Origin of the sequence: Bradyrhizobium sp. RD5-C2 (assembly GCF_019972155.1) — a bacterium.
Lineage (GTDB): Bacteria > Pseudomonadota > Alphaproteobacteria > Rhizobiales > Xanthobacteraceae > Bradyrhizobium.
Genome location: NZ_BOVL01000011.1, coordinates 214,037 through 233,516 on the forward strand (window position 1 = coordinate 214,037; position 19,480 = coordinate 233,516).

Genomic DNA, 19,480 nt, shown 5'->3' on the forward strand with positions numbered 1-19,480 from the left:
CAATGCGTCTGTTCCAGAATAGCGGTCTCTATCCGTCTTATCTGCCGCGGCTGAACCAGCTTGCGGCAAAAGCGTCGAGCTTCGCGGCACGCCGCGACGTGTTCCTGCACGATCGCTTCGGCGCGGCACATTTTCTCGAGCCTGTGCTCGACGGTGCGCCTGAAGCCTTCTTCACCAATGGCGACGACGACGTGCTGCAGCGCCAGTGGGCGCGTGAGCAGGGTATGAAGGGGACGCCGACGCTCGAAGCTATTCTGCTTGCGCAGATCGAGCATCACAGGACCGACGTGTTCTACAATCTCGATCCGGTGCGTTATCCGAGTGCGTTCATCGCCAAGCTTCCGGGCTGTGTGAAGAAGACGTTGTGCTGGCGCGCGGCGCCCTCCGGAAATGCCGACTTGACCGCCTACGGCGCGGTGCTTGGAAACTTTCCCTCGATCCTCGAGGCCTGGCGCAGCAAAGGCTGCCGGGCGGAGCTGTTCTTCCCCGCGATCGATCCTGTCATGGAGCAGTACGGTTACGGCGAACGGCCGATCGACGTGGCGTTTGTCGGTGGATACTCGCGGCATCACAGCGCGCGCGGCAGAACGCTCGAACAGGTCGCGGCTCTGGCTGCCGAACGCAAGATCGTGTTCTGTCTCGATGCGTCGCGCCTGACACGGCTTGCCGAGAGCGCGGTCGGTCGGTTGCTGCCGCTGCAAAAGCACCGCAGGCCCGACGTCATCGCGCGAATAGCGCGGCTGCCGCTGTTCGGCAGGGACCTCTACGAGTTGTTTGGATCCGCCAAGATCGTGCTCAACGGCGCAATCGACATGGCCGGCAACGACCGCGGCAACATGCGCTGCTTCGAGGCGATGGGCTGCGGGTCGCTGCTCGTGTCGGATTCCGGCAACTATCCGGAGGCGATGGAGGAGGGTGTGACCATGCGCACCTACGACGCGCCTGAGAGGGCCGCCGAGGCGATTTCGAGTAGCCTGCGGGATTGGCCGCAATGGGCCGGGATCGCCGCGTCCGGTCGAAGCCGCGTGCAGCAGACCTACAGCAAGGCCTCGCAATGGGCCCAGTTTAGCGATCTCGTGGCGCGGATTGAGCCGTGCTAGAGGGCTTTTCGAGCGAACTGGATGCCGTTTCGCGTAAAGAAAATACGCCGAAACGAGAATCTGGGGTCCCGTTCCGATTCCATCGGAACGAAAAAGGCTCTAGACGGAGCACAGTGCCGGCCGGTGGGCGGGCGATCGGGCCGAGATGATGTCTGCAAGTGACTTGATCCATCAACTGAAATGGGTGGCCGACGGGCTTGCGGCACCGCTGTTCAGGTTGCGGCCGCGGCCGTTCGGGCCGGGCTATCAGACGGTCAAGCGCGACACGATTACTGCGGCCATCGACGCGGGCTTGCTTCAGGCAGGGAAGGAGCTTCCGCCGAGCTACGGCGTCGCCATGGACGAGCGCGTGGTGGAATATCCCTGGGTCTATGGCCGATTGAACAACGTCGGCAAGATGCTGGACGCTGGATCGACCTTCAACCACGACTTCCTGCTGCAGCGTCCGCCGCTGCGCGGCGCGGATCTCACCATCATGACGCTGGCACCCGAGCGGCGGTGCTATTGGCATGACGGCTACTCCTACGTGTTCGGCGATCTCCGAAAAACAATGTTCGGCGATCAGGTTTTCGACACCGTCGCCAGCATCTCGACGATCGAGCACATCGGCCTCGATAATCAGATGCTTTACACGGGCGATCCGCGCGACGCCGAGACCGATCGAGACGGCTTTGTTCCGGCGGTGCAGGAATTCAAGCGCATTCTCAAGCCCGGTGGCACCTGCCTGATTTCGGTGCCGTTCGGCAAGCGCGAGAATCTCGGTTGGTATCAGGTGTTCGATCTTGCGATGATCGAGCGGATCATCGAGGCGTTCGGTGCGACGTCTCACCATGTCGACTATTTCGGCTATTCGCGACAAGGCTGGTCGCGCCAGAGCGCCGAGGCGCTCGCCGATGCCACCGTTTTCGACATCCACACCGGCAAGGGGCAGGGCAACGACCTTGCGGCGTCATCGCGCGCCGTCGCATGCCTGCAGTTGACGGCATGAATCTCGATTATTTGATCCAGCGTCTGCTCGGTCGCGCGACGTGCCGCTTGCAGGTCGACGCGGCGCTCGGGCGTTCGGCCAGGATCAGAAACATCCGCGGCGATTCCGACAAGATCGTCGTCGGCCACAACAGCCGCATCCTGGGCGAGCTCCTGACCTTCGCGCATGGCGGGGAAATCAAGATCGGCGAATGGTGCTATGTCGGCGAGGGAACCCGGATCTGGTCGGCAGCCTCGATCGAGATCGGCAACCGCGTTCTGATCTCGCATTCGGCGAATGTCTTCGACAATCTCACGCATCCGCTGCGCCCGACCGAGCGGCACCGGCAGGTCCAGCAGATTTTTACGCGCGGCCATCCGAGCGATATCTCGCTTGACGAGAGCCCGGTGACGATCTGCGATGACGCCTGGGTCGGCGCGGGTGCGATGGTCTTGCGCGGTGTGACGGTTGGGCAGGGCGCCATCGTCGCGGCCGGCGCGGTCGTGACGAAGGATGTCGCGCCGTTTACGATCGTAGCGGGCAATCCGGCCGTGCTGGTGAGGGAGCTTGGCCCCGATGAACGGTGAGCGCCAGTTTACCACCTGGGAGGATGCGGTGGTCTGGCTGCGCAATCAGCCGGAGCAGCGCCAGCTCGTGCTCGACGCGTTCTACGACGATCCGCTGGTTGGCGCTGCCGAGCGCTATTTCCAGAGCTCCGAGTGGCAAGCGGTTGCCACGCTGCTCGCCGGCCGGTCAGGTACCGCGCTCGACGTTGGCGCCGGTCGCGGCATTGCGAGCTACGCGCTCGCCCGAACCGGCTTTGCCGTCACTGCGCTCGAACCGGACCCGAGCGCGATCGTGGGAGGGGCAGCGATCCGCGGCCTGGCGCAACAGACGCAATTGCCGATCCAGGTGATTGAGGAGTTCTCCGAGCGGCTGCCGTTCGCCGATGCGACGTTCGATCTGGTCTTCGCCCGCGCGGTGCTGCACCATACGCGCGATCTCGAGGGGGCGTGCCGGGAGATGTTTCGCGTGCTGCGGCCCGGTGGCATGCTGATCGCGGCGCGCGAGCATGTCATCAGCAAGGAAGCGGACCTTCCGCAGTTCCTGGCGCAGCATCCGCTGCATCACCTTTACGGCGGCGAACATGCCTTCCTGCTCGATCGCTACACCGGCGCGCTGACCAAGGCGGGGTTCTCCACGGTCGACACGCTGGCTCCGCTGCAAAGCCCGATCAACCTGTTTCCCTATACGTCGGAGACCCTGAAAGCCGCGATCGTGACCAGGTTGTCGCAAAAGATTCCGGTTGCTCCGCTATGGAGAACTGCGCTTGCCTCACCCCGGCTGTTTGGCTCGCTGCTGTCGATGGCCGAGCGTTTCGACAATCGACCGGGCCGGCTCTACTCCTTTGTCTGTCACAAGGCTTGAGCGATGATCGTCTGGGTTACAGGCGCGAACGGGTTCATCGGCCGCCATCTCGTGCATGCGTTGGCGGGAGCGGGTCATGCGGTGCATGGTGTCGGACACGGGGCGCTTGACGGAACGGAAGCCCGGCGGCTCGGTTTGCAGAGCTGGATCAACGGCGAGATCGATGCGGCCAATCTCAACGCGCTAGCGGCTGCGCACGGGCTGCCGGCGCGTGTCTTTCATCTGGCTGGCGGATCGTCCGTTGGCGTCTCGATCGAACGGCCGTTCGAGGATTTTTCGCGGACTGTCGCGAGCACCGCGCGGCTGCTCGAATGGCTGCGCGGATCCGCGCCGGATTGTGCGGTGATCGCGGCGTCGAGCGCGGCCGTCTATGGCGCCGATCACTTCGGCCCGATCGCCGAAAGCGCGATCGCAACTCCGATGTCGCCGTATGGGCAGCATAAGCTGATGATGGAGCAATTGTGCGCGAGTTACGCGCGGTCGTTCGCCTTGCGTTGCACGGTGGTGCGGCTGTTCTCGGTCTATGGGCCCAACCTGCGCAAACAATTGCTCTGGGACATCTGCTCGCGGCTCAACGCCAGGGAACAGGTACTCACGCTCGGTGGGACCGGCAACGAGATACGGGACTGGACCGACGTTCGCGATGTCGCGAGGCTGCTTGCAAGCGTCGCGGAAGCGCCGTCGTCACAGCAGGCCTTCCGGGTCATCAATGGCGGTTCGGGCCGGGGGACCAGCGTTGCCGACATCGCCGCCGGTCTCATCGGTCAGTGGGGTAGCAAGACGGTTGCGCGGCACTCGGGTGTAATCCGCCCCGGTGATCCCATGAGCCTGTTGGCCGATGATGCGATGCTGCGCCAGATCGGCTTCGATTGGCGCATTCCGCTCGATCAGGGCCTCGCCGATTACGTAGCCTGGTTCAAGGGGCAGGCTTCGTGACGTCCCGCCCATTGCGGTTCGCGTTCAATCACATTTCGCGACGGATTTGGGCCGGCGGGTTCAACTATCAGCGCAATCTGTTCGCGGCGCTTGCTCAATTTTTGCCCGGCGAGTTCGCCCCGGTCGTCTTTGCCGGGACACGGGCCGACGAGAACGAAATCGCCGAGCTTGGTGCGATATCGGGCGTCGAGATCGTCCGGTCGGAGGTGTTCGACGGGCAGCCAGGTCTCGCTGCGGCACTCGCGCTTGGTCTGGACCGCGGAGCCGCGGCAGCGTTTCGCTCCGCGCAGGTAGATGCTGTTGTTGAATCCGCGCGTTTCTTCGGCTGGCGGCTGGCGCTCCCTGCAGTGGCGTGGATTCCGGATCTGCAGCACCATTCGCTGCCTCAGCTGTTCCCGCGGACGGCACGCTGGCGTCGCGAGATTGGCTTTCGCGTTCAGATCGCGTCCGGGCGGACCATCATGCTGAGCAGCGAGAGCGCCTTTCGCGATTTCAGGGCTTACTACCCACACGCCAGCAACCGGGTCAGCGTCGTTCGCTTCGCGACCCAGCCGCCGGCCGCGTTCCTGAACACCGACCCATCAGAGGTCATCGCGGCGCACAATCTGCCGGCGAACTACTTCTATCTGCCCAATCAGTTCTATCGCCACAAGAACCATCAGCTTGTCGTCGACGCCTTGGCGATCCTGAAGCGTCGTGGGGTCGACGTCGTTGTTTGTGCATCCGGCAGCACGGAAGATAGGCGTGAGCCGGGCTACTATGATCTGGTCAACTCCGAGATCCGGAGGCGCGGCCTCGATACGCATTTTCGTCACCTCGGCGTGATCCCGTTGCCGCATGTTTACGCGCTGCTGCGGGCTTCCACAGCCCTGCTCAACCCGTCGCGCTTCGAGGGCTGGAGCACGACGGTGGAGGAGGCGAAGTCGTTCGGCGTTCCGATGATCCTCTCCGACATCGACGTGCACCGGGAGCAGACCGCTGGCGCTGCGCGCTATTTTGGCGTCGATGATCCGGTCGCATTAGCGGATCACTTGATGCAACTCGCGGAGCCCAAGAGCGATCCGGTAATACGAAATGTCGTTCCGCATCAGGACGACAATGTCCGCGCGTTTGCGGCTAGCTTTTCCGCCACTATGCAGCAGGCCGTTCATAAGAACGGATGAGCTGGCGGCAAAGTAGAAGCAGAACCTGGGTCGCGATTGGCCGAGAACAGCTGGGCCGCGACGGGCGGTACACGACCCGCATTCTGATTCCTTGATGCCGTCTGCAAGTGAGCCGCCGCTCCGCAGCAGTGACCGACGTTGTAAGCTCGCGACAATATGCCGCGATGGGTCAGACGTGGAAGCCCGGCGCGCGCGAATCTCGCAGGTGTCTCCATAGAAATATTGGCGCGTTGCCATCGCGCTCGATCGGCCGATTTTCCGCGCTTCGCTTGAGAGAACCGTGAGCAGTCGCGCTCTCGAGATTGCTTGTCCGTTTCAAAACATTTCACAAGGCGGCTGCCGTCCATCACGGTATCATTTTGAGCGCGATGCTTCTCGCTCTTGCGCACGTTGCCGGCGCAGAGCTGTATTCTTACGAGAGGATGTCGGGATATCGCCACGATAACCGCGTGGGCGGATAGTCGAAAAACAAAACACGAGAGCATATGAAACTGAAGGTACTTTATGCGTTGCTTCTGGTGTCGGTTTGCGCAGTCTTCCTGATTCCCCTGGCGCAATATAAGTGGAGCCCGCGGACCGAACTCGCAGACGCTATTCATTCGACTGCCGAGCGGATGACTCGCTTGGAGGAGAGCGAACGTCAAGTCGGCGCGCGCTTGGCGTCAATGTCGGGTCGCGAGCGGAAGATTCTCGATATCCGAGGCTCCTCGATTTCGGTCGCGCTGGATCGGCATGATGAAGGACCGATGGGGCCGGTCTCGGCGGCAAGGATTGGAGCTCATGAGTTCCTGATTGCCAATTATCTGGATATCTTTCTCTTCGACCAAGATCGTCGCACCGCCGTGCCGGTTCAGATCGATGTCGAGTTGCCCGTTTGGAATCCGACAGCGGTGTTTTATTCCGCGTTTTACGATCGGGTGTTCATCGCCAACTATTCAGGAAAGGACGTTGTCGTTGCGCAACTCGTGCGCGACGCAGCGGGACCCAAGCTCCATCTGACGGAGCGGATCGTGAACGAGTCCGCCATCCACGGCGCAGAGGGCATTGCGGTCTCCAAGGGCGGACGCTTCATGGCGATCGCCGACTATGAAGGCAATGCGCTGTCCTTGTTCGAAAGGATTGATGACCAATGGACATTTCGGTGGAAGCAGGAGGTCATTGGTTCTCATGGCGTGGCCATTATCGGTGATTACGTATTCGGCTCTGGCCAGGCCACCATTGTGAAATTCGCCGTCGAAAGTGGACAGGAGATAGCCAGAACTTCAAAGCTCGGTTCCGATCCGATTCTTTTTGCGACCTGCCTCAACGTGGATGAAAGTACCGGACAGTTGGTTGGATCGGACGCGGTGTCCGGCATCGTTTTTACGATGACCAAAGCTCTTAAGGTCATCGGAAAATTCGGCGCCAATGGACCCTCTTATACGAATTTCTCGTCTCCGTTCTGCGCCTACCGCGATCGTCAGGGAATGTACGTTCTTTCGACCTATCAAGACAGGTTCGTCAGCATCGGTCGCGACAGCACGACCTCGTACGAGTTCGGCGCAGCGCAGTGGGGATACATAGACTTTCCGCTTGGGTTGCGAAACGCGTCGAACATGCTGCACGGGGCGGCGCAGTTTGATCGTCCAAGCTACAGAATGTTCGACAAGAACGTCCGCGCCGGCTACGGAGCTTTGTACACGGATGATGGAAAGCTGCTCCTGATGCCTCAACGGCAGGAGTTATTCGACGGTGACTCGCCGTTTTACGTCACGAGCATCGCCAGCAACTCAACCTGGCTTGTGATCGTGGCCAACTCCTCACCAAGGGCGCTGCTCTACAATCGAAAGACCGGAGAGCTCGGAGCGGTGACGATCGGCGAGTGGGATTGCTGGGCGATAGCGGCTGAGGTCCTGTGCCCGTCAAGGCGATATTCAATCGATGAGCTTTCTGCGGAAGCCAATCTGTTGGAGCCAGAGCAACAGGCAACCGCTCCCGGACGTTTGACCGAGCCTGCTGTTCCGATCCTCAAATATTGGGCGGCATGGAAGCTGACGCAGGCGCCGCGGGACCTGGCTTCGGGCAATTGACCGCCGGCGGCTGATCCTGCCGGTCGCTAGCCGCAGCCGTAGGCTGAGCCGTTGGTCTCAGTCGGCGCTCGGCATCAATTCAAACTTGCTGTCGGGGCTTTCATAGGCGCCCAGCATCGCCTTGGCAATCAGCTTCGGATTATGCCACCGTTCGACATAGCGTCGCGATGCCTGGCCACGCGTGAACCATTCAGACCGTCGATCAAGAACCGCGGCAATGCTTTCTGCAAGGTCTCCCGGGTTCAGCCGGTAGACGGGCAACTCGCGCCTTATGGCATCCGGAACGAACATCATATCTTCTTCTCTGATGTAACACGCGGCCGGCTTTCCCATCGCCATCATTTCAACGGCAAAACCTCCGTACCATCCTGCCAGAACCTGGTCGATTGCGAGGTCTGCCGACCGATAAATCTCCAGCGCCTGCTCGTGACTCGTCTTCTCGACGAGGATGACGTCGAAGTCGTACCGCGACCGCAACCGTTCGAGGGCATCCAGGATCATCGGTGTACCCTTGATCCGGCCGGCAGTCGGGGCATGAACGATCTTTGGCCGGCCTTGTTCGGAAGGCGGCACAATTTCGAACTTCTCGATCTCGACGTTTGAATATGGGAGAAACTGGCCGTTCGGTACGACGTGTCCGAGTTCCGGATTCAGATAGAAGACCCGATCGAACAGCGGCAGAACCGTTTCGATCAGAAAGTGCCGTCGATGGTCGAGAGCGTCCGTGCATCGTTGATACAGCTCGCAGTGTTGCGGGCCGCACATCGTCCATTCGTTTCGCCTGTTTCCCTCGCTCGCCAGCCGGACATCACAACCTTGCAGGGTCATGAACAGCTTCTTGTCGAGCAGGCGGGCGGCGTGCAGGTCTGCGGCAGCGAGTCTGTTGATGATGTCCGTGATCAGCGATGGCCGGGAGAGCACCGAGCCCGGCGCGGAGAGGGGGAAGCCCGGCGACAGAAAGGTCTGGCCGAAATAGTAGTGAAGAACATCGTAGTGCCACTGGTTCTTCAGACCGAACGCCGCGCTGCGAATGGCCGTCTCGAGAAACCCGGCATCCTTTGCCGACAGCATCCGGTCTGCCGAGTATCCGAGCCATGTGTCGTTTCGAACGACCACGTCGCTGGATGCTCCGAGCTGCCGCTCGGCGCGGGACAGCACCCAGGGCTGGTTTCCGACATTGACTGGTCCGTGCAGGATTCTCATGTGCGCGTATTCAGATCCGCTGACGGGCGCGAAGGCCGCACAGGGCTATGAGGCATGATCATCTCTCGAACTCGCTGACATGCCTCGTCAGGCTTGCCCTGAGATCCTCGGGCAGATCAGCGGTTTCACAATAGAGCTTCCCGAGCCTCGCTGCGACCGCTTGCAAGCTGTAATGTGCTTCCACATAGCGGCGCCCCGCCTGGCCGATATCGTTCAGGTCGAGTTCACCCCTCAAGCATCGCTTCAGCACATCATAGATTTCGTCGGGACGCGTGTTGATGATCGGGCAGGTTGCCGGATCGATCATCATTCGGTCATTGCGCAGAAAGCACAGCACGGGCTTGGCCATGGCCATCGCCTCAAGGGCCGTATAGCCGTGAAAGCCTGCGACGAATTGATCCGCAACAAGGTGCGAGGCGCCGAAAAGCTCGATGACCTTCTTGTTGGGAACGCCCTGCACGGAGACCAGCTCGATCTTCTCTCCCTCCTTCACCAGCCGATCAATCGCCTCGATCAAGAGCCTGGTTCCCTTGAAATGCCCGTGGTTCGGCGCATGCGCCACTTTCAGCACGTCGCCGGCCTTGTAGACCGGCGGCTTCGCGGCGAGCTTGCTTGCGTCAATCGGCCAGTAGTGCATGTCCCGGCAGCCGGGCACATACGTCACCATATCCCCCATTGCGATCTGCGCGGTCGCACGGCCCTTGAGGCGGTTGATCGATGAGGCGTGCATCTCTGTCGTGCAGACGCAGAACTTGCCGGGGAACGGGCATTCTTCGCACAGGTTCGGATGGCCGAGTGCGAGCGTTGCTTCCCGTGCCCGGACGTCGGCGCCGTAGGCGTAGGTATACAGTCGCTTTCCCGACTGGAACAGGAGGTCGAGCTCCTCTGGGTTGATGCCATAGCGTCCGTCGCTCAGCATCAGGCCGCGGTCATAGAAGTAGTTGAAGATGTCGTAGCGCAGCAGGGCCCACGTCAGGACCACGCGGCGAAACAGGCCGAGACCTCTTCGGCTGCGCAGCAGTCGAAGGAAGCCCTCGAACAGGATGAGATTGATGTCGAATGATCTCGTCACATAGTACGTGTTGAACACCAGCGACGAGGAGCGAAATCCCAACATTCGATCGCAGCGTGCGAGCAGCGGCAAGGTGAGGATCGGGGTGGCGGCCCACAACGTACGCACCTTTCCCTTCGCAAGGCGCTTCTCGGTGGCGCGCCGGGCCGCGCGAACAAGCATGCGCGTGACGAAACCCGCGACGGCAGATTGGGCGGGTCGGGGAGATGCAACGTCGTCGGCGGGAAGCGGCGCTTCCGTCAGGGACGCTGGTCCGATGGATTCGATCTTGTTCACTCAGGGATCCGATGGATGCCAACTCAACATCAGCCAGCAGCTTCTAGCACAGGTTTGGTCCGAAGCGGCCATGCGATGCGGTCCCCGAGAGGGAACGCAGAGTTGGCGGCCAGCCTTCGCTATCTCAGGTTTCACCGGCGTATGAAAGCAGCTTCGATCGGTCCGGGAACGTTGACGCTCAGTAGATGATCGGGCTAAGACAGCGGCGGTTTGTTCCAAATGCACGCATATTCTGACGCGGCGGTTATACCGGGCTCCGCCATCGAATCAATCTGGATAGGCATTTCGTGTGCGGCATATTTGGCCTCATAGATAAGACCGGGCCCGTCGATGCCCGCCAAGTGGACCAGATGACCGATCTCGTTGCCCACCGTGGTCCGGATGGGCGTGGGGTGAGGGTCAACGGGAACGTCGGGCTGGGACACCGGCGACTAGCCATCATCGACCTGACCGATGACGGCGCACAGCCGATGCGCGACAGACGGCTCCCGATCTGGATCACCTACAACGGCGAGATCTACAATTATGTCGAGCTTCGCACGGAGCTCGAGGCTCTCGGATACACCTTTCATACGGCTTCTGATACCGAGGTCCTGCTCACAGCCTATGTTTGCTGGGGTGCAGCGTGCCTCGAACGCTTCAACGGCATGTGGTCGTTTGCGATCCACGACGAGCGCGACAACACGCTGTTCTGCGCCCGCGACAGGTTTGGCGTGAAGCCGTTCTACTACGTCAATACGGCGAGGCAGTTCGCCTTCGGCTCCGAGATCCGCCAGCTTCTTCCGCTGATCGAGCGCCCGATCGCGGATGACGATCTGATCAACGATTTCCTCGTTTGCGGCATGACCGACCATACCAGCCGGACCTTCTTCAAGGGCGTCGAGAAGTTGCCGCCCGGGCATCGGATGCGCGTCGATGTGTCGACGGGGCGGATTGAAATCGAGCGCTACTATTCTCTTGCGCCCGGGTTGGCCGTGTCTGATGAAGGCAGCGCAGCGAAATCGTTGCGAGAGCTGCTCGACGACGCGACGCGGCTGCGGCTGCGTTCGGATGTTCGTGTCGGAACCTGCCTGTCGGGTGGGTTGGACAGTTCGAGTGTCGCGACGCTGGCTGCGCGGCGCTATGCGCCGGGCTCGAGCGAGCGCTTCTTTGCCATCACGGCCGTGAGCGAGCAGGCATCCAACAATGAGGAGGCCTATGCGGCGGAGGTTGCAGAACGGGCGGAGCTGAACTGGCTGCGCACCAAGCCGTCCTATCAGGACTTTGCATCGACGGCGGAGACCTTGCTCGACGTCCAGGAGGAGCCGTTCGCAGGTCCTTCGATCATGATGCAGTATGCGGTGATGCAGGCTGCGCGATCGAACGGCGTCATCGTGCTGCTCGACGGTCAGGGCGGTGACGAAACGTTGCTGGGGTACCATCGCTACTATGCAGCCTGGCTGCTCGACCATCTTCGCAGCGGTGGCGTCCGCGGATTTCTGTCCGCCTTCGGCGCCGCCACACGGGCGGGCATTTCGCGCCGGCGGTTGCTGATGTATCTGTTCGGTGCCGGTTCGGCAGGGCTGCGCGCGGCCTATTACCGCTTGCGTTACACTTTCCTCAAAAATCCCGACTTGCCAGAGCCGCTTCGCCGCTTTGCGTCGAAGACGAGGGATGCGCAGGGCATGCAGGTGCTGGAGATTACCGAGACCAATTTGCCGATGCTGCTGCGTTTCGAGGACAAGAACTCGATGCGGTTCGGCATCGAAACGCGACTTCCGTTCCTCGACTATCGCTTCGTCGAGTTCGCGTTGGCGCTTCCCACGCGCATCAAGCTGAACAAGGGATGGGCAAAATGGCCGCTTCGCGCAGCGATGAGCGATCTGCTGCCGGCCAGCATCACCTGGCGGAAGGACAAGATCGGTTTTGCTGCCCCGGACCGGATCTGGCTCACGCGACACTCGAGCGCGATGTATGACAAGGTGATCGCAAGCGAGCTCCTGGCCCGCTATGTCGACATGCCGAAGCTGACGAGGAGATTTCACCGGCTCGATCTTGGAATGCGCTGGCGGCTTTATTGCGTTGCGCTCTGGGGTGAGCGCTTTCGGGTCGAAGCGCCATGAGGCTTGACGATTCCTGCACGTCATCGTCGCCGTCGGCGAGCGCCGGCTTGTCGGCCACTGCTTTGCGGGCGGACCGATGAACATCTGGCTGTTGCATCCGTTTGCGGGCGGGCCGGGCCTCGGCCGTCACTGGCGTCCGTTCTGGCTCGCAGATGCCTGGGGAAAGATGGGGCATCGGGTGGTGGTGGTCAGTGCCGGTTTCCATCACCTGCACAGGGAGCCGCGCGCTCCGGGGCCGCAGCGGATCAGCGGTGTCGACTTCTGGTTCCTCGATACCCCGCGTTATGATGGCGGCAATTTGGGGCGGCTTCGCAACAACCTGAGCTTTGCGCCGGCCTTTCGTTCGGCGACATCCGCGATCGCCGCGCAATTCGGCGAGCCGGATCTGATGATCGCGTCCAGCCCGCATCTGTTCTTCATTTCGGCGGCGCGCCAGATCGCGCGGCGCTTCGGTGCCAGGTTCTGGCTCGAGGTTCGTGACCTCTGGCCGGAAAGCATCGTGGCGCTTGGCATGACCCCGACTTGGCACCCCCTCGTGAGGTTGCTCGGCTGGAAGGAGCGGTCCGCTTATCGCGCCGCGGATCGCGTGATCTGTCTTTTGGCCGGTGCGGAAGCGCATATGCGGGCGCGTGGCTTGAGCGCCGGCAAGTTCATCTGGATCCCCAACGGGGTGTCCGATGACGAGATCCAGAGCGCGCTGACGATCGAAACTCTCGGTCATCCGCTGATAGAGCGCATCAATCAGCTGAAGCAGCAGGGCAGGCGGGTTGTCCTCTATGCCGGCGGCATGGGACCGCCAAACGCAGTGGAGGTCGTTCTCGACGCCGCGGCGGTCCTCGGCAGCACAAGCCCCGAGATCAATTTCGTTCTGATCGGTTCAGGCACCTCGCTCGCCGCACTGAAGCAGCGGGCGGCGGGGCTTGCCAATGTGGAGTTTCGCGACGAAGTCGATCGGTCGATCGTGCATGGCATGCTGCACGCGTCCGATTGCGCGGTCGTCGCCTTCCACAAGAACGCGCTCTATCACCACGGCATCAGCCCCAACAAGCTGTTCGACTACTGCCTGTTCGCGCCGCGCAGCGTCATTGCCTGCGAGGAGCGGGCACTCGCCGGGCTCGACGATCTGGTGACGGCGCGATGCGCGCCGGACGACCCCACCGCACTCGGCGCGTCGCTGCGCGCGGCGCTGGACGGTCCGGCGCGTTCGCAGGCCGAACGCGTCGCCATCGCGCAGCGGTACAGCTATTCGTCGCTGGCCGCGCGGTACCTGGCAGAGGCCGGGAATCCGGCCTAAGTGTGGCTGTGACGACACGTGGGTCCTAGGTAAATTCCTTTGATATCAATAATTTAACATGTTCATCGCGTGAACGAATTCGCTTGACGTTCATACGGTGAACGCGCTATCAGCCTCTCCAGTGGGGATAGGCGTGATGGCGGGCATTCTACCGACAGATGAGAATGACAGCGACCGGCTGGTGCTCGGTCTGCTCACCTCGCTTGAAGCCGATGGTGCGCAGTCGCAGCGGCGGATCGCAGCCGATCTCGGCGTCGCGCTCGGCCTGGTCAACGCCTACCTGAAGCGGGCGATCAAGAAGGGCTTCGTCAAGGTCGGGCAAGCGCCGGCACGGCGCTATGCCTATTACCTCACGCCGCAGGGCTTCTCCGAGAAATCGCGACTGACCGTTCAATTCCTGACGGACTCGTTTTCGCTCTTTCGCAAGGCGAAGGAAGAATATGGCAGGCTGTTTGAGCGCGCTCAGGCGCTCGGCTTCAGGCGGGTTGTGCTCGCCGGACAATCCGACCTCTGCGAAATCGCGATCCTGTGCGCGGTCGACGGGCCAATTTCCGTCATTGCGATCGTCGATCCCGATGCAACCGCGACCCGGTTCATTGGCGTCAAGGTCGTTTCCTCCTACGCGTTGGTAGACGAGCCGTTCGATGCGGTCGTCGTGACGCATCTGACGGCGGCGCGCAGTGTATTCGAGCAGGCGGTCAGCAATTTCGGGGCGGAGAAAGTCCTCGCGCCGGACCTGCTGGGCCTGCGTCCAAAGCAGTCGCTGGGGGCGTGATGGCCAGGGAGCACAGTTCACGCTGGTACGTCGTCCAGACGCAAGTCAATGCCGAAGCAAAGGCGGCCGCCAACCTCGAGCGGCAGGGATTTTCGATCTATTTCCCCCGTTACCTGAAGCGCCGCAGCCACGCCCGGAAGGTGGAGACTGTGTCGCGTCCGCTGTTTCCGCGCTATCTCTTTGTCGGGATCGACCTCGCGTCGCAGCGCTGGCGTGCCATTCAATCGACGCTCGGCGTGTCGCATCTCGTGTGCGTGGGAGACCGGCCGGCCGTGGTGGAAGACCGCGTCATCGATGCCTTGAAAGGGCGCGAGGACGAAGCCGGCTTCATCACGCTTGCGCGCCGGCCGGCGTTCTCGCCCGGGGATAAAGTGCGAATTGTCGAAGGTGCGTTCGTCGACAGTCTTGCGCTCGTTGAAGACGCCAGCGATCAGCATCGCGTTGCGGTTCTGTTGAATCTGTTGGGCCGCAAGGTTCGTGTTCTTGTCGGGACGGACCTGATCGCCGCGGCGTAAATGCGTCTGCCCTCGGGCAGGCGTGAATGGACATGTTTGGCTTGGGTGTGATGTTCGATTCACCCCGAGTGCGGTAGCTTGCCTGAAGCAGGCAGAAACGTTTGAGAGAGGGGCCCATGACGACTTACGCATTGATCGGCGCTGCCGGCTACATCGCGCCGCGGCACATGCGGGCGATGGCCGAGACCGGCGGCAATCTCGCGGTGGCGTACGATCCCAACGATTCCGTGGGCATCATGGACAGCCACTTTCCGGATGCCGAGTTCTTCACCCAGTTCGAGCTGTTCGATCGCTACGTCGATCAGTTGCGCCGAGGCGGCCGCAAGATCGACTACATGTCGATCTGCTCGCCGAACTATCTGCACGACGCGCATTGCCGGTTTGCGCTGCGCTCGGGCGTGGATGCCATCTGCGAAAAGCCGCTGGTCCTCAATCCCGGCGACATCGACGAACTGGCCGCCATCGAGCAGGACACCGGCCGCCGCATCTCGACCATTCTGCAATTGCGGCTGCATCCGGCGATCATCGCGCTGCGCGATCGCTTCGCGAACTCGAACAAGCGCCACAAGGTCGAGCTGACCTACATCACCTCGCGCGGGCGCTGGTATCACACCTCCTGGAAGGGAGCAGACGCCAAGTCGGGTGGTGTTGCGACCAATATCGGGGTGCACTTCTTCGACATGCTGAGCTTCGTGTTCGGCCCCGCCAGCCGCAACGAGGCGCACCTGCGCGAGGAGGAGAGGGCGGCCGGCTCCCTGGAGTGCGAGCGCGCGGATGTGAGTTGGTTTCTGTCGCTGGACCGCAACGATCTGCCCGACAGCGTGAAGGGCAAGAAGACGACCTATCGCTCGATCACGGTCGACGGCGAGGAGGTCGAATTCTCGGAAGGGTTCACTGATCTCCATACGCGGAGCTATGAGGAGATCGTCGCCGGGCGCGGCTTCAGGCTGGACGAAGTCCGCCCCTCGATCGATATCGTCTCCACGTTCCGCCATGCGCCGATCGTTAGAAGCAACGGCGTTCACGCCTTTGCCCAGAAGGCGATGCACAAATGAGCGAGATGCGCGAGGACCCGCGCTTTCCCGGCGTCCTGATCCACCAATCGAGCTACGTTGACGATGGGGCGGTGCTCGGGCGCGGCACCAAGATCTGGCACTTCTGCCATATTCTGTCGCGCACGGTGATCGGCGAGGATTGCTCGATCGGTCAGAACGTGATGATCGGTCCGAACGTCAAGATCGGAAACGGCTGCAAGATCCAGAACAACGTCTCGATCTATGATGGCGTCGAACTTGACGATGACGTGTTCTGCGGCCCGAGCTGCGTCTTCACGAACGTGAACAATCCGCGCGCCGGCGTGTCGCGGAAGGACGAGTTTCGCAAGACGCCGATCGGACGCGGCGCCAGCATCGGCGCCAATGCGACCATCGTCTGCGGACATTCGCTGGGCGAGTACTGCTTCATCGGAGCCGGTGCCGTCGTCACGAAGAACGTCGCTGCATTTTCGTTGATGGCGGGCAATCCGGCCCGCCGAATTGGTTGGATGAGCAGAGCAGGCGAGCGGCTGGGCAGCGATCTGGTCTGCCCACGCACTCACCGTCGTTATGAGCTTCACAATGAAGCGCTGGTTGAAATCGAGGGTTGAAGACAATGGACATTCGCGGAAAGAAGGTTGTCGTTATCGGGGGCGCCGGGCTGATCGGGTCGCATGCGGTCGATCAGCTGACGCAGACTGACGTCGGCGAGGTCGTCATTTACGACAATTTCGTGCGTGGCACGCATGAGAACCTTGCCGGCGCGCTGCGCGACCCTCGTGTCAAGATCTTCGAGGCCGGCGGCGATATCACGCAGGTCGACATCCTCGATGCGGCCCTGAAGGGCGCCGACGGGGTGTTCCAGTTCGCTGCGCTCTGGCTGCTGCAGTGTCACGAATTCCCGCGGACGGCTTTTGACGTCAACGTCAACGGAATGTTCAACGTCCTGGACGGATGCGTGCGCAACGGTGTCAAGCGGCTGGTCTGGTCGTCGTCGGCCTCCGTCTATGGCGATGCCGTCGAGGAGCCGATGACAGAAGACCATCCGTTCAACAACAAGAACTTCTATGGCGCGACCAAGATCTGTGGCGAGGCCATGGCCCGTGCCTACCACTTCCGCTACGGCCTCGACTATGTCGGCCTGCGGTACATGAACGTGTACGGACCGCGTCAGGATTACCGGGGTGCGTATATCGCCGTGATCATGAAGATGCTCGACGCGATCGACAAGGGCGAGGGACCGACGATCCTGGGCGATGGCTCGGAGGCGTTCGATTTCGTTGCGGTGGAAGATTGCGCGCGCGCCAATCTGTGCGCCATGGGCGCGAGTGCGACGGATCGCTTCTACAACGTCGGCACCGGACACCGGACCTCGCTGAAGCAGATCGCCGAAAAGCTCCTGAACCTCACCGGCTCCAATCAGCCCATCAACTATGCGCCGCGGAGCCAGGCCACGCTGGTGCGCAACCGGATCGGATCGCCGAAGCGGGCGCAGGAAGAGATCGGCTTCACCGCCGCGATCGACCTGGACGAAGGGCTGCGGCGGCTGATCGACTGGCGCAGAAGCCATATCGATCAGGTCGATCAGCGTCGTGCCAAGGCCCAGATCTGAAAGGCTCGGATCTGAGCTCGCATCCGACATCATGGAATAGATCGGCCAGAATGACATGTGTGGTATAGCCGGAATTCTGCACCGCGACGGGCGGCCCGCTTCAATCACCACGTTGACGGCAATGACCGATATCATTGCCCATCGCGGGCCGGACGGCGAGGGCCACTACTGCAACGGTCCCGTTGGGCTCGGTCATCGCCGGCTGTCGATCATCGATCTGACCGACGCCGCGCGACAGCCGATGGAGATGCGCGACGGCCGATTTGTGCTGACCTACAATGGGGAGATCTACAACTTCAAGGAGTTGAAGGTCGAGCTTTCGGCGAGGGGACACGTCTTCAACTCCTCCGGCGACAGCGAGGTGTTGCTGCACGCCTTCGCCGAGTGGGGCCTCGGTGCGCTTCTCAAGTTCAACGGCATGTTCGCTTTTGCGATCTGGGACAACAAGGAGCGCAAGCTCACCTTGGCCCGGGATCGCTTCGGCGTGAAGCCGCTCTACTACGCCGAACTTGGGCAGACCTTCGTGTTTGCCTCCGAGCACAAGGCTTTTCGGGCATTCTCGGAGTACAAGCCGCGCGTCGACATCAGCGGGCTGTCGGAATATCTGAGCTTTCAGAACTTCTTCGCCGAGCGGACGCTGTTTGCCGGCGTGAAACTGTTGCCGGCCGGCTGTTATCTGCAGATTTCGCTGGACAGCCGGGCCGTCGAGCCGGTGCAGTACTGGGATTTCCATTTCGAGGAGCCCGAGTACGCCGTCGACGAGAACGAGGCGACCGACGAGCTCGATCGCCTGTTCAGGCAGGCGGTCAACCGCCAACTCGTGAGCGACGTCGAGGTCGGGTGCTATCTTTCCGGCGGCATGGATTCCGGCTCCATCACCGCGCTGGCATCGAGCCAACTGCCGTTCATGCGGACCTTTACGGTCGGCTTCGATCTCAACTCGGCCTCGGGCGTCGAACTCGGATACGACGAGCGGACCAAGGCCGAGCATATGTCGTATTTGTTCAAGACCGAGCATTACGAGATGGTCTTGAAGGCCGGCGACATGGAGCGTGCGCTGCCGCAGCTCGCATGGCATCTGGAAGAGCCACGCGTCGGCCAGTCCTATCCGAATTTCTATGCGGCAAAACTCGCGTCCAAATTTGGCAAGGTGGTCCTGACCGGGACCGGGGGAGACGAACTCTTCGGCGGGTACCCCTGGCGTTACTACCGCGCCGTCGTGAATGACGACTTCGATCATTATATCGAGAAGTACTTCGGATTCTGGCAGCGCATGGTTCCGAGCGGAACGATGCCGAAGCTGCTGGGGCCGGTATGGGATGAGGCCAGGCAGACCTCGCCGATCGATATCTTCAGGGGAGTGTTCAAGGAGCACGCCTCGGAGCTGCGGCGGCCCGAGGACTACGTCAATCACTCGCTCTACTTCGAGGCCAAGACGTTTCTGAACGGGCTGCTTGTCGTCGAGGACAAGCTGGCGATGGCGCATGGTCTCGAGAGCCGGGTGCCGTTTCTCGACAATGATCTCGTCGATTTCGCAATGAAGCTGCCTGCCAAGATGAAGCTAGGCAATCTGACCGAGGTCATTCGCCTCAACGAGAACGAGCCCGGCGGTAAGGCGCAGCGCTATTACGAGCGCACCAAGGACGGCAAGTTGATTTTGCGGAAGATGATGAGCCGGCACATCCCCGACGAAGTGGCCGAGCGCGAGAAGCAAGGCTTCTCCGCGCCGGATGCCAGCTGGTTCAAGGGCGAGAGCATCGAGTACGTCAAGCGGAGGCTCTTCAGCAACACGGCCCGCATCTACGACCTGGTCGACCGAAAGACCGTTCGCTCGCTGGTCGACGAACATCTGGAAGGACGAGAAAACAGGCGGCTGCTGATCTGGTCCTTGCTCAATCTCGAGCAGATCATGGAAAGCAGCTTTTAGGCACGCA

17 protein-coding genes are annotated in these 19,480 nt (G+C 61.6%); 15 read left to right on the plus strand and 2 right to left on the minus strand.

Going from position 1 to position 19,480, the window contains the following annotated elements:
* Positions 1-2: 2 nt before the first annotated feature.
* The 7 genes from BraRD5C2_RS13785 (at position 3) to BraRD5C2_RS13815 (ending at position 7,663) form a co-directional block, all read left to right on the plus strand.
* The gene (locus tag BraRD5C2_RS13785; RefSeq protein WP_223969148.1) at positions 3-1,100 is read left to right on the plus strand and encodes a glycosyltransferase family protein; all 1,098 of its coding nucleotides are present in this window, start codon (positions 3-5) and stop codon (positions 1,098-1,100) included.
* 148 nt (positions 1,101-1,248) lie between these two features.
* Entirely contained in the window at positions 1,249-2,088 is an 840-nt protein-coding gene (locus BraRD5C2_RS13790) for a methyltransferase domain-containing protein (protein ID WP_223969149.1), read from the plus strand.
* On the plus strand, positions 2,067-2,654 hold the full coding sequence (locus tag BraRD5C2_RS13795; protein ID WP_223969150.1) for an acyltransferase: 588 nt from the start codon (positions 2,067-2,069) through the stop codon (positions 2,652-2,654). The genes BraRD5C2_RS13790 and BraRD5C2_RS13795 overlap by 22 nt, the downstream gene beginning before the upstream one ends.
* Positions 2,644-3,495, plus strand: a complete 852-nt coding sequence (locus tag BraRD5C2_RS13800; protein ID WP_223969151.1) for a class I SAM-dependent methyltransferase — start codon at positions 2,644-2,646, stop codon at positions 3,493-3,495. Before BraRD5C2_RS13795 ends, BraRD5C2_RS13800 begins: the two co-directional genes overlap by 11 nt.
* A 3-nt stretch (positions 3,496-3,498) precedes the next feature.
* Positions 3,499-4,431, plus strand: a complete 933-nt coding sequence (locus BraRD5C2_RS13805; protein ID WP_223969152.1) for an NAD-dependent epimerase/dehydratase family protein — start codon at positions 3,499-3,501, stop codon at positions 4,429-4,431.
* Complete coding sequence (locus tag BraRD5C2_RS13810) at positions 4,428-5,594, plus strand: glycosyltransferase family 4 protein (RefSeq protein WP_223969153.1); 1,167 nt, start codon at positions 4,428-4,430, stop codon at positions 5,592-5,594. The genes BraRD5C2_RS13805 and BraRD5C2_RS13810 overlap by 4 nt, the downstream gene beginning before the upstream one ends.
* A 485-nt stretch (positions 5,595-6,079) precedes the next feature.
* Positions 6,080-7,663, plus strand: coding sequence for a hypothetical protein (locus tag BraRD5C2_RS13815; RefSeq protein ID WP_223969154.1), 1,584 nt, complete (start codon positions 6,080-6,082; stop codon positions 7,661-7,663).
* A 57-nt stretch (positions 7,664-7,720) separates the two neighbouring features.
* On the opposite strand, the gene BraRD5C2_RS13820 is transcribed toward BraRD5C2_RS13815, so the two are convergent.
* Both BraRD5C2_RS13820 and BraRD5C2_RS13825 read right to left on the minus strand, forming a co-directional pair.
* Complete coding sequence (locus BraRD5C2_RS13820) at positions 7,721-8,866, minus strand: glycosyltransferase (RefSeq protein ID WP_223969155.1); 1,146 nt, start codon at positions 8,864-8,866, stop codon at positions 7,721-7,723.
* A 58-nt stretch (positions 8,867-8,924) separates the two neighbouring features.
* The gene (locus BraRD5C2_RS13825) at positions 8,925-10,214 is read right to left on the minus strand and encodes a glycosyltransferase family protein (protein WP_223969156.1); all 1,290 of its coding nucleotides are present in this window, start codon (positions 10,212-10,214) and stop codon (positions 8,925-8,927) included.
* Positions 10,215-10,501: 287 nt separating this feature from the next.
* Between BraRD5C2_RS13825 and asnB (BraRD5C2_RS13830) the strand changes: the two genes are divergently transcribed.
* The 8 genes from asnB (BraRD5C2_RS13830) to asnB (BraRD5C2_RS13865) all read left to right on the plus strand — a co-directional run bounded on the left by asnB (BraRD5C2_RS13830) (position 10,502) and on the right by asnB (BraRD5C2_RS13865) (position 19,473).
* Complete coding sequence (asnB, locus tag BraRD5C2_RS13830) at positions 10,502-12,316, plus strand: asparagine synthase (glutamine-hydrolyzing) (RefSeq protein WP_223969157.1); 1,815 nt, start codon at positions 10,502-10,504, stop codon at positions 12,314-12,316.
* 76 nt (positions 12,317-12,392) lie between these two features.
* On the plus strand, positions 12,393-13,610 hold the full coding sequence (locus BraRD5C2_RS13835) for a glycosyltransferase family 4 protein (protein WP_223969158.1): 1,218 nt from the start codon (positions 12,393-12,395) through the stop codon (positions 13,608-13,610).
* Positions 13,611-13,746: 136 nt separating this feature from the next.
* Positions 13,747-14,385 carry a winged helix-turn-helix transcriptional regulator gene (locus tag BraRD5C2_RS13840; RefSeq protein WP_223969159.1) on the plus strand — a complete coding sequence of 213 codons (639 nt, stop codon included), beginning with the start codon at positions 13,747-13,749 and terminating at the stop codon, positions 14,383-14,385.
* Positions 14,385-14,900: a transcription termination/antitermination protein NusG gene (gene nusG / locus BraRD5C2_RS13845; protein WP_223969160.1), complete on the plus strand. Its 516-nt coding sequence runs from the start codon at positions 14,385-14,387 to the stop codon at positions 14,898-14,900. The genes BraRD5C2_RS13840 and nusG overlap by 1 nt, the downstream gene beginning before the upstream one ends.
* Before the next feature lie 116 nt (positions 14,901-15,016).
* Complete coding sequence (locus tag BraRD5C2_RS13850; protein WP_223969161.1) at positions 15,017-15,955, plus strand: Gfo/Idh/MocA family oxidoreductase; 939 nt, start codon at positions 15,017-15,019, stop codon at positions 15,953-15,955.
* On the plus strand, positions 15,952-16,545 hold the full coding sequence (locus tag BraRD5C2_RS13855; protein ID WP_223969162.1) for an acyltransferase: 594 nt from the start codon (positions 15,952-15,954) through the stop codon (positions 16,543-16,545). The genes BraRD5C2_RS13850 and BraRD5C2_RS13855 overlap by 4 nt, the downstream gene beginning before the upstream one ends.
* A 5-nt stretch (positions 16,546-16,550) precedes the next feature.
* Positions 16,551-17,546 carry an NAD-dependent epimerase/dehydratase family protein gene (locus BraRD5C2_RS13860; protein WP_223969163.1) on the plus strand — a complete coding sequence of 332 codons (996 nt, stop codon included), beginning with the start codon at positions 16,551-16,553 and terminating at the stop codon, positions 17,544-17,546.
* A gap of 55 nt (positions 17,547-17,601) precedes the next feature.
* A complete protein-coding gene (gene asnB, locus BraRD5C2_RS13865) occupies positions 17,602-19,473 on the plus strand; it encodes an asparagine synthase (glutamine-hydrolyzing) (RefSeq protein WP_223969164.1) in 1,872 nt (623 codons plus the stop codon).
* The last annotated feature ends 7 nt before the right edge of the window (positions 19,474-19,480 follow it).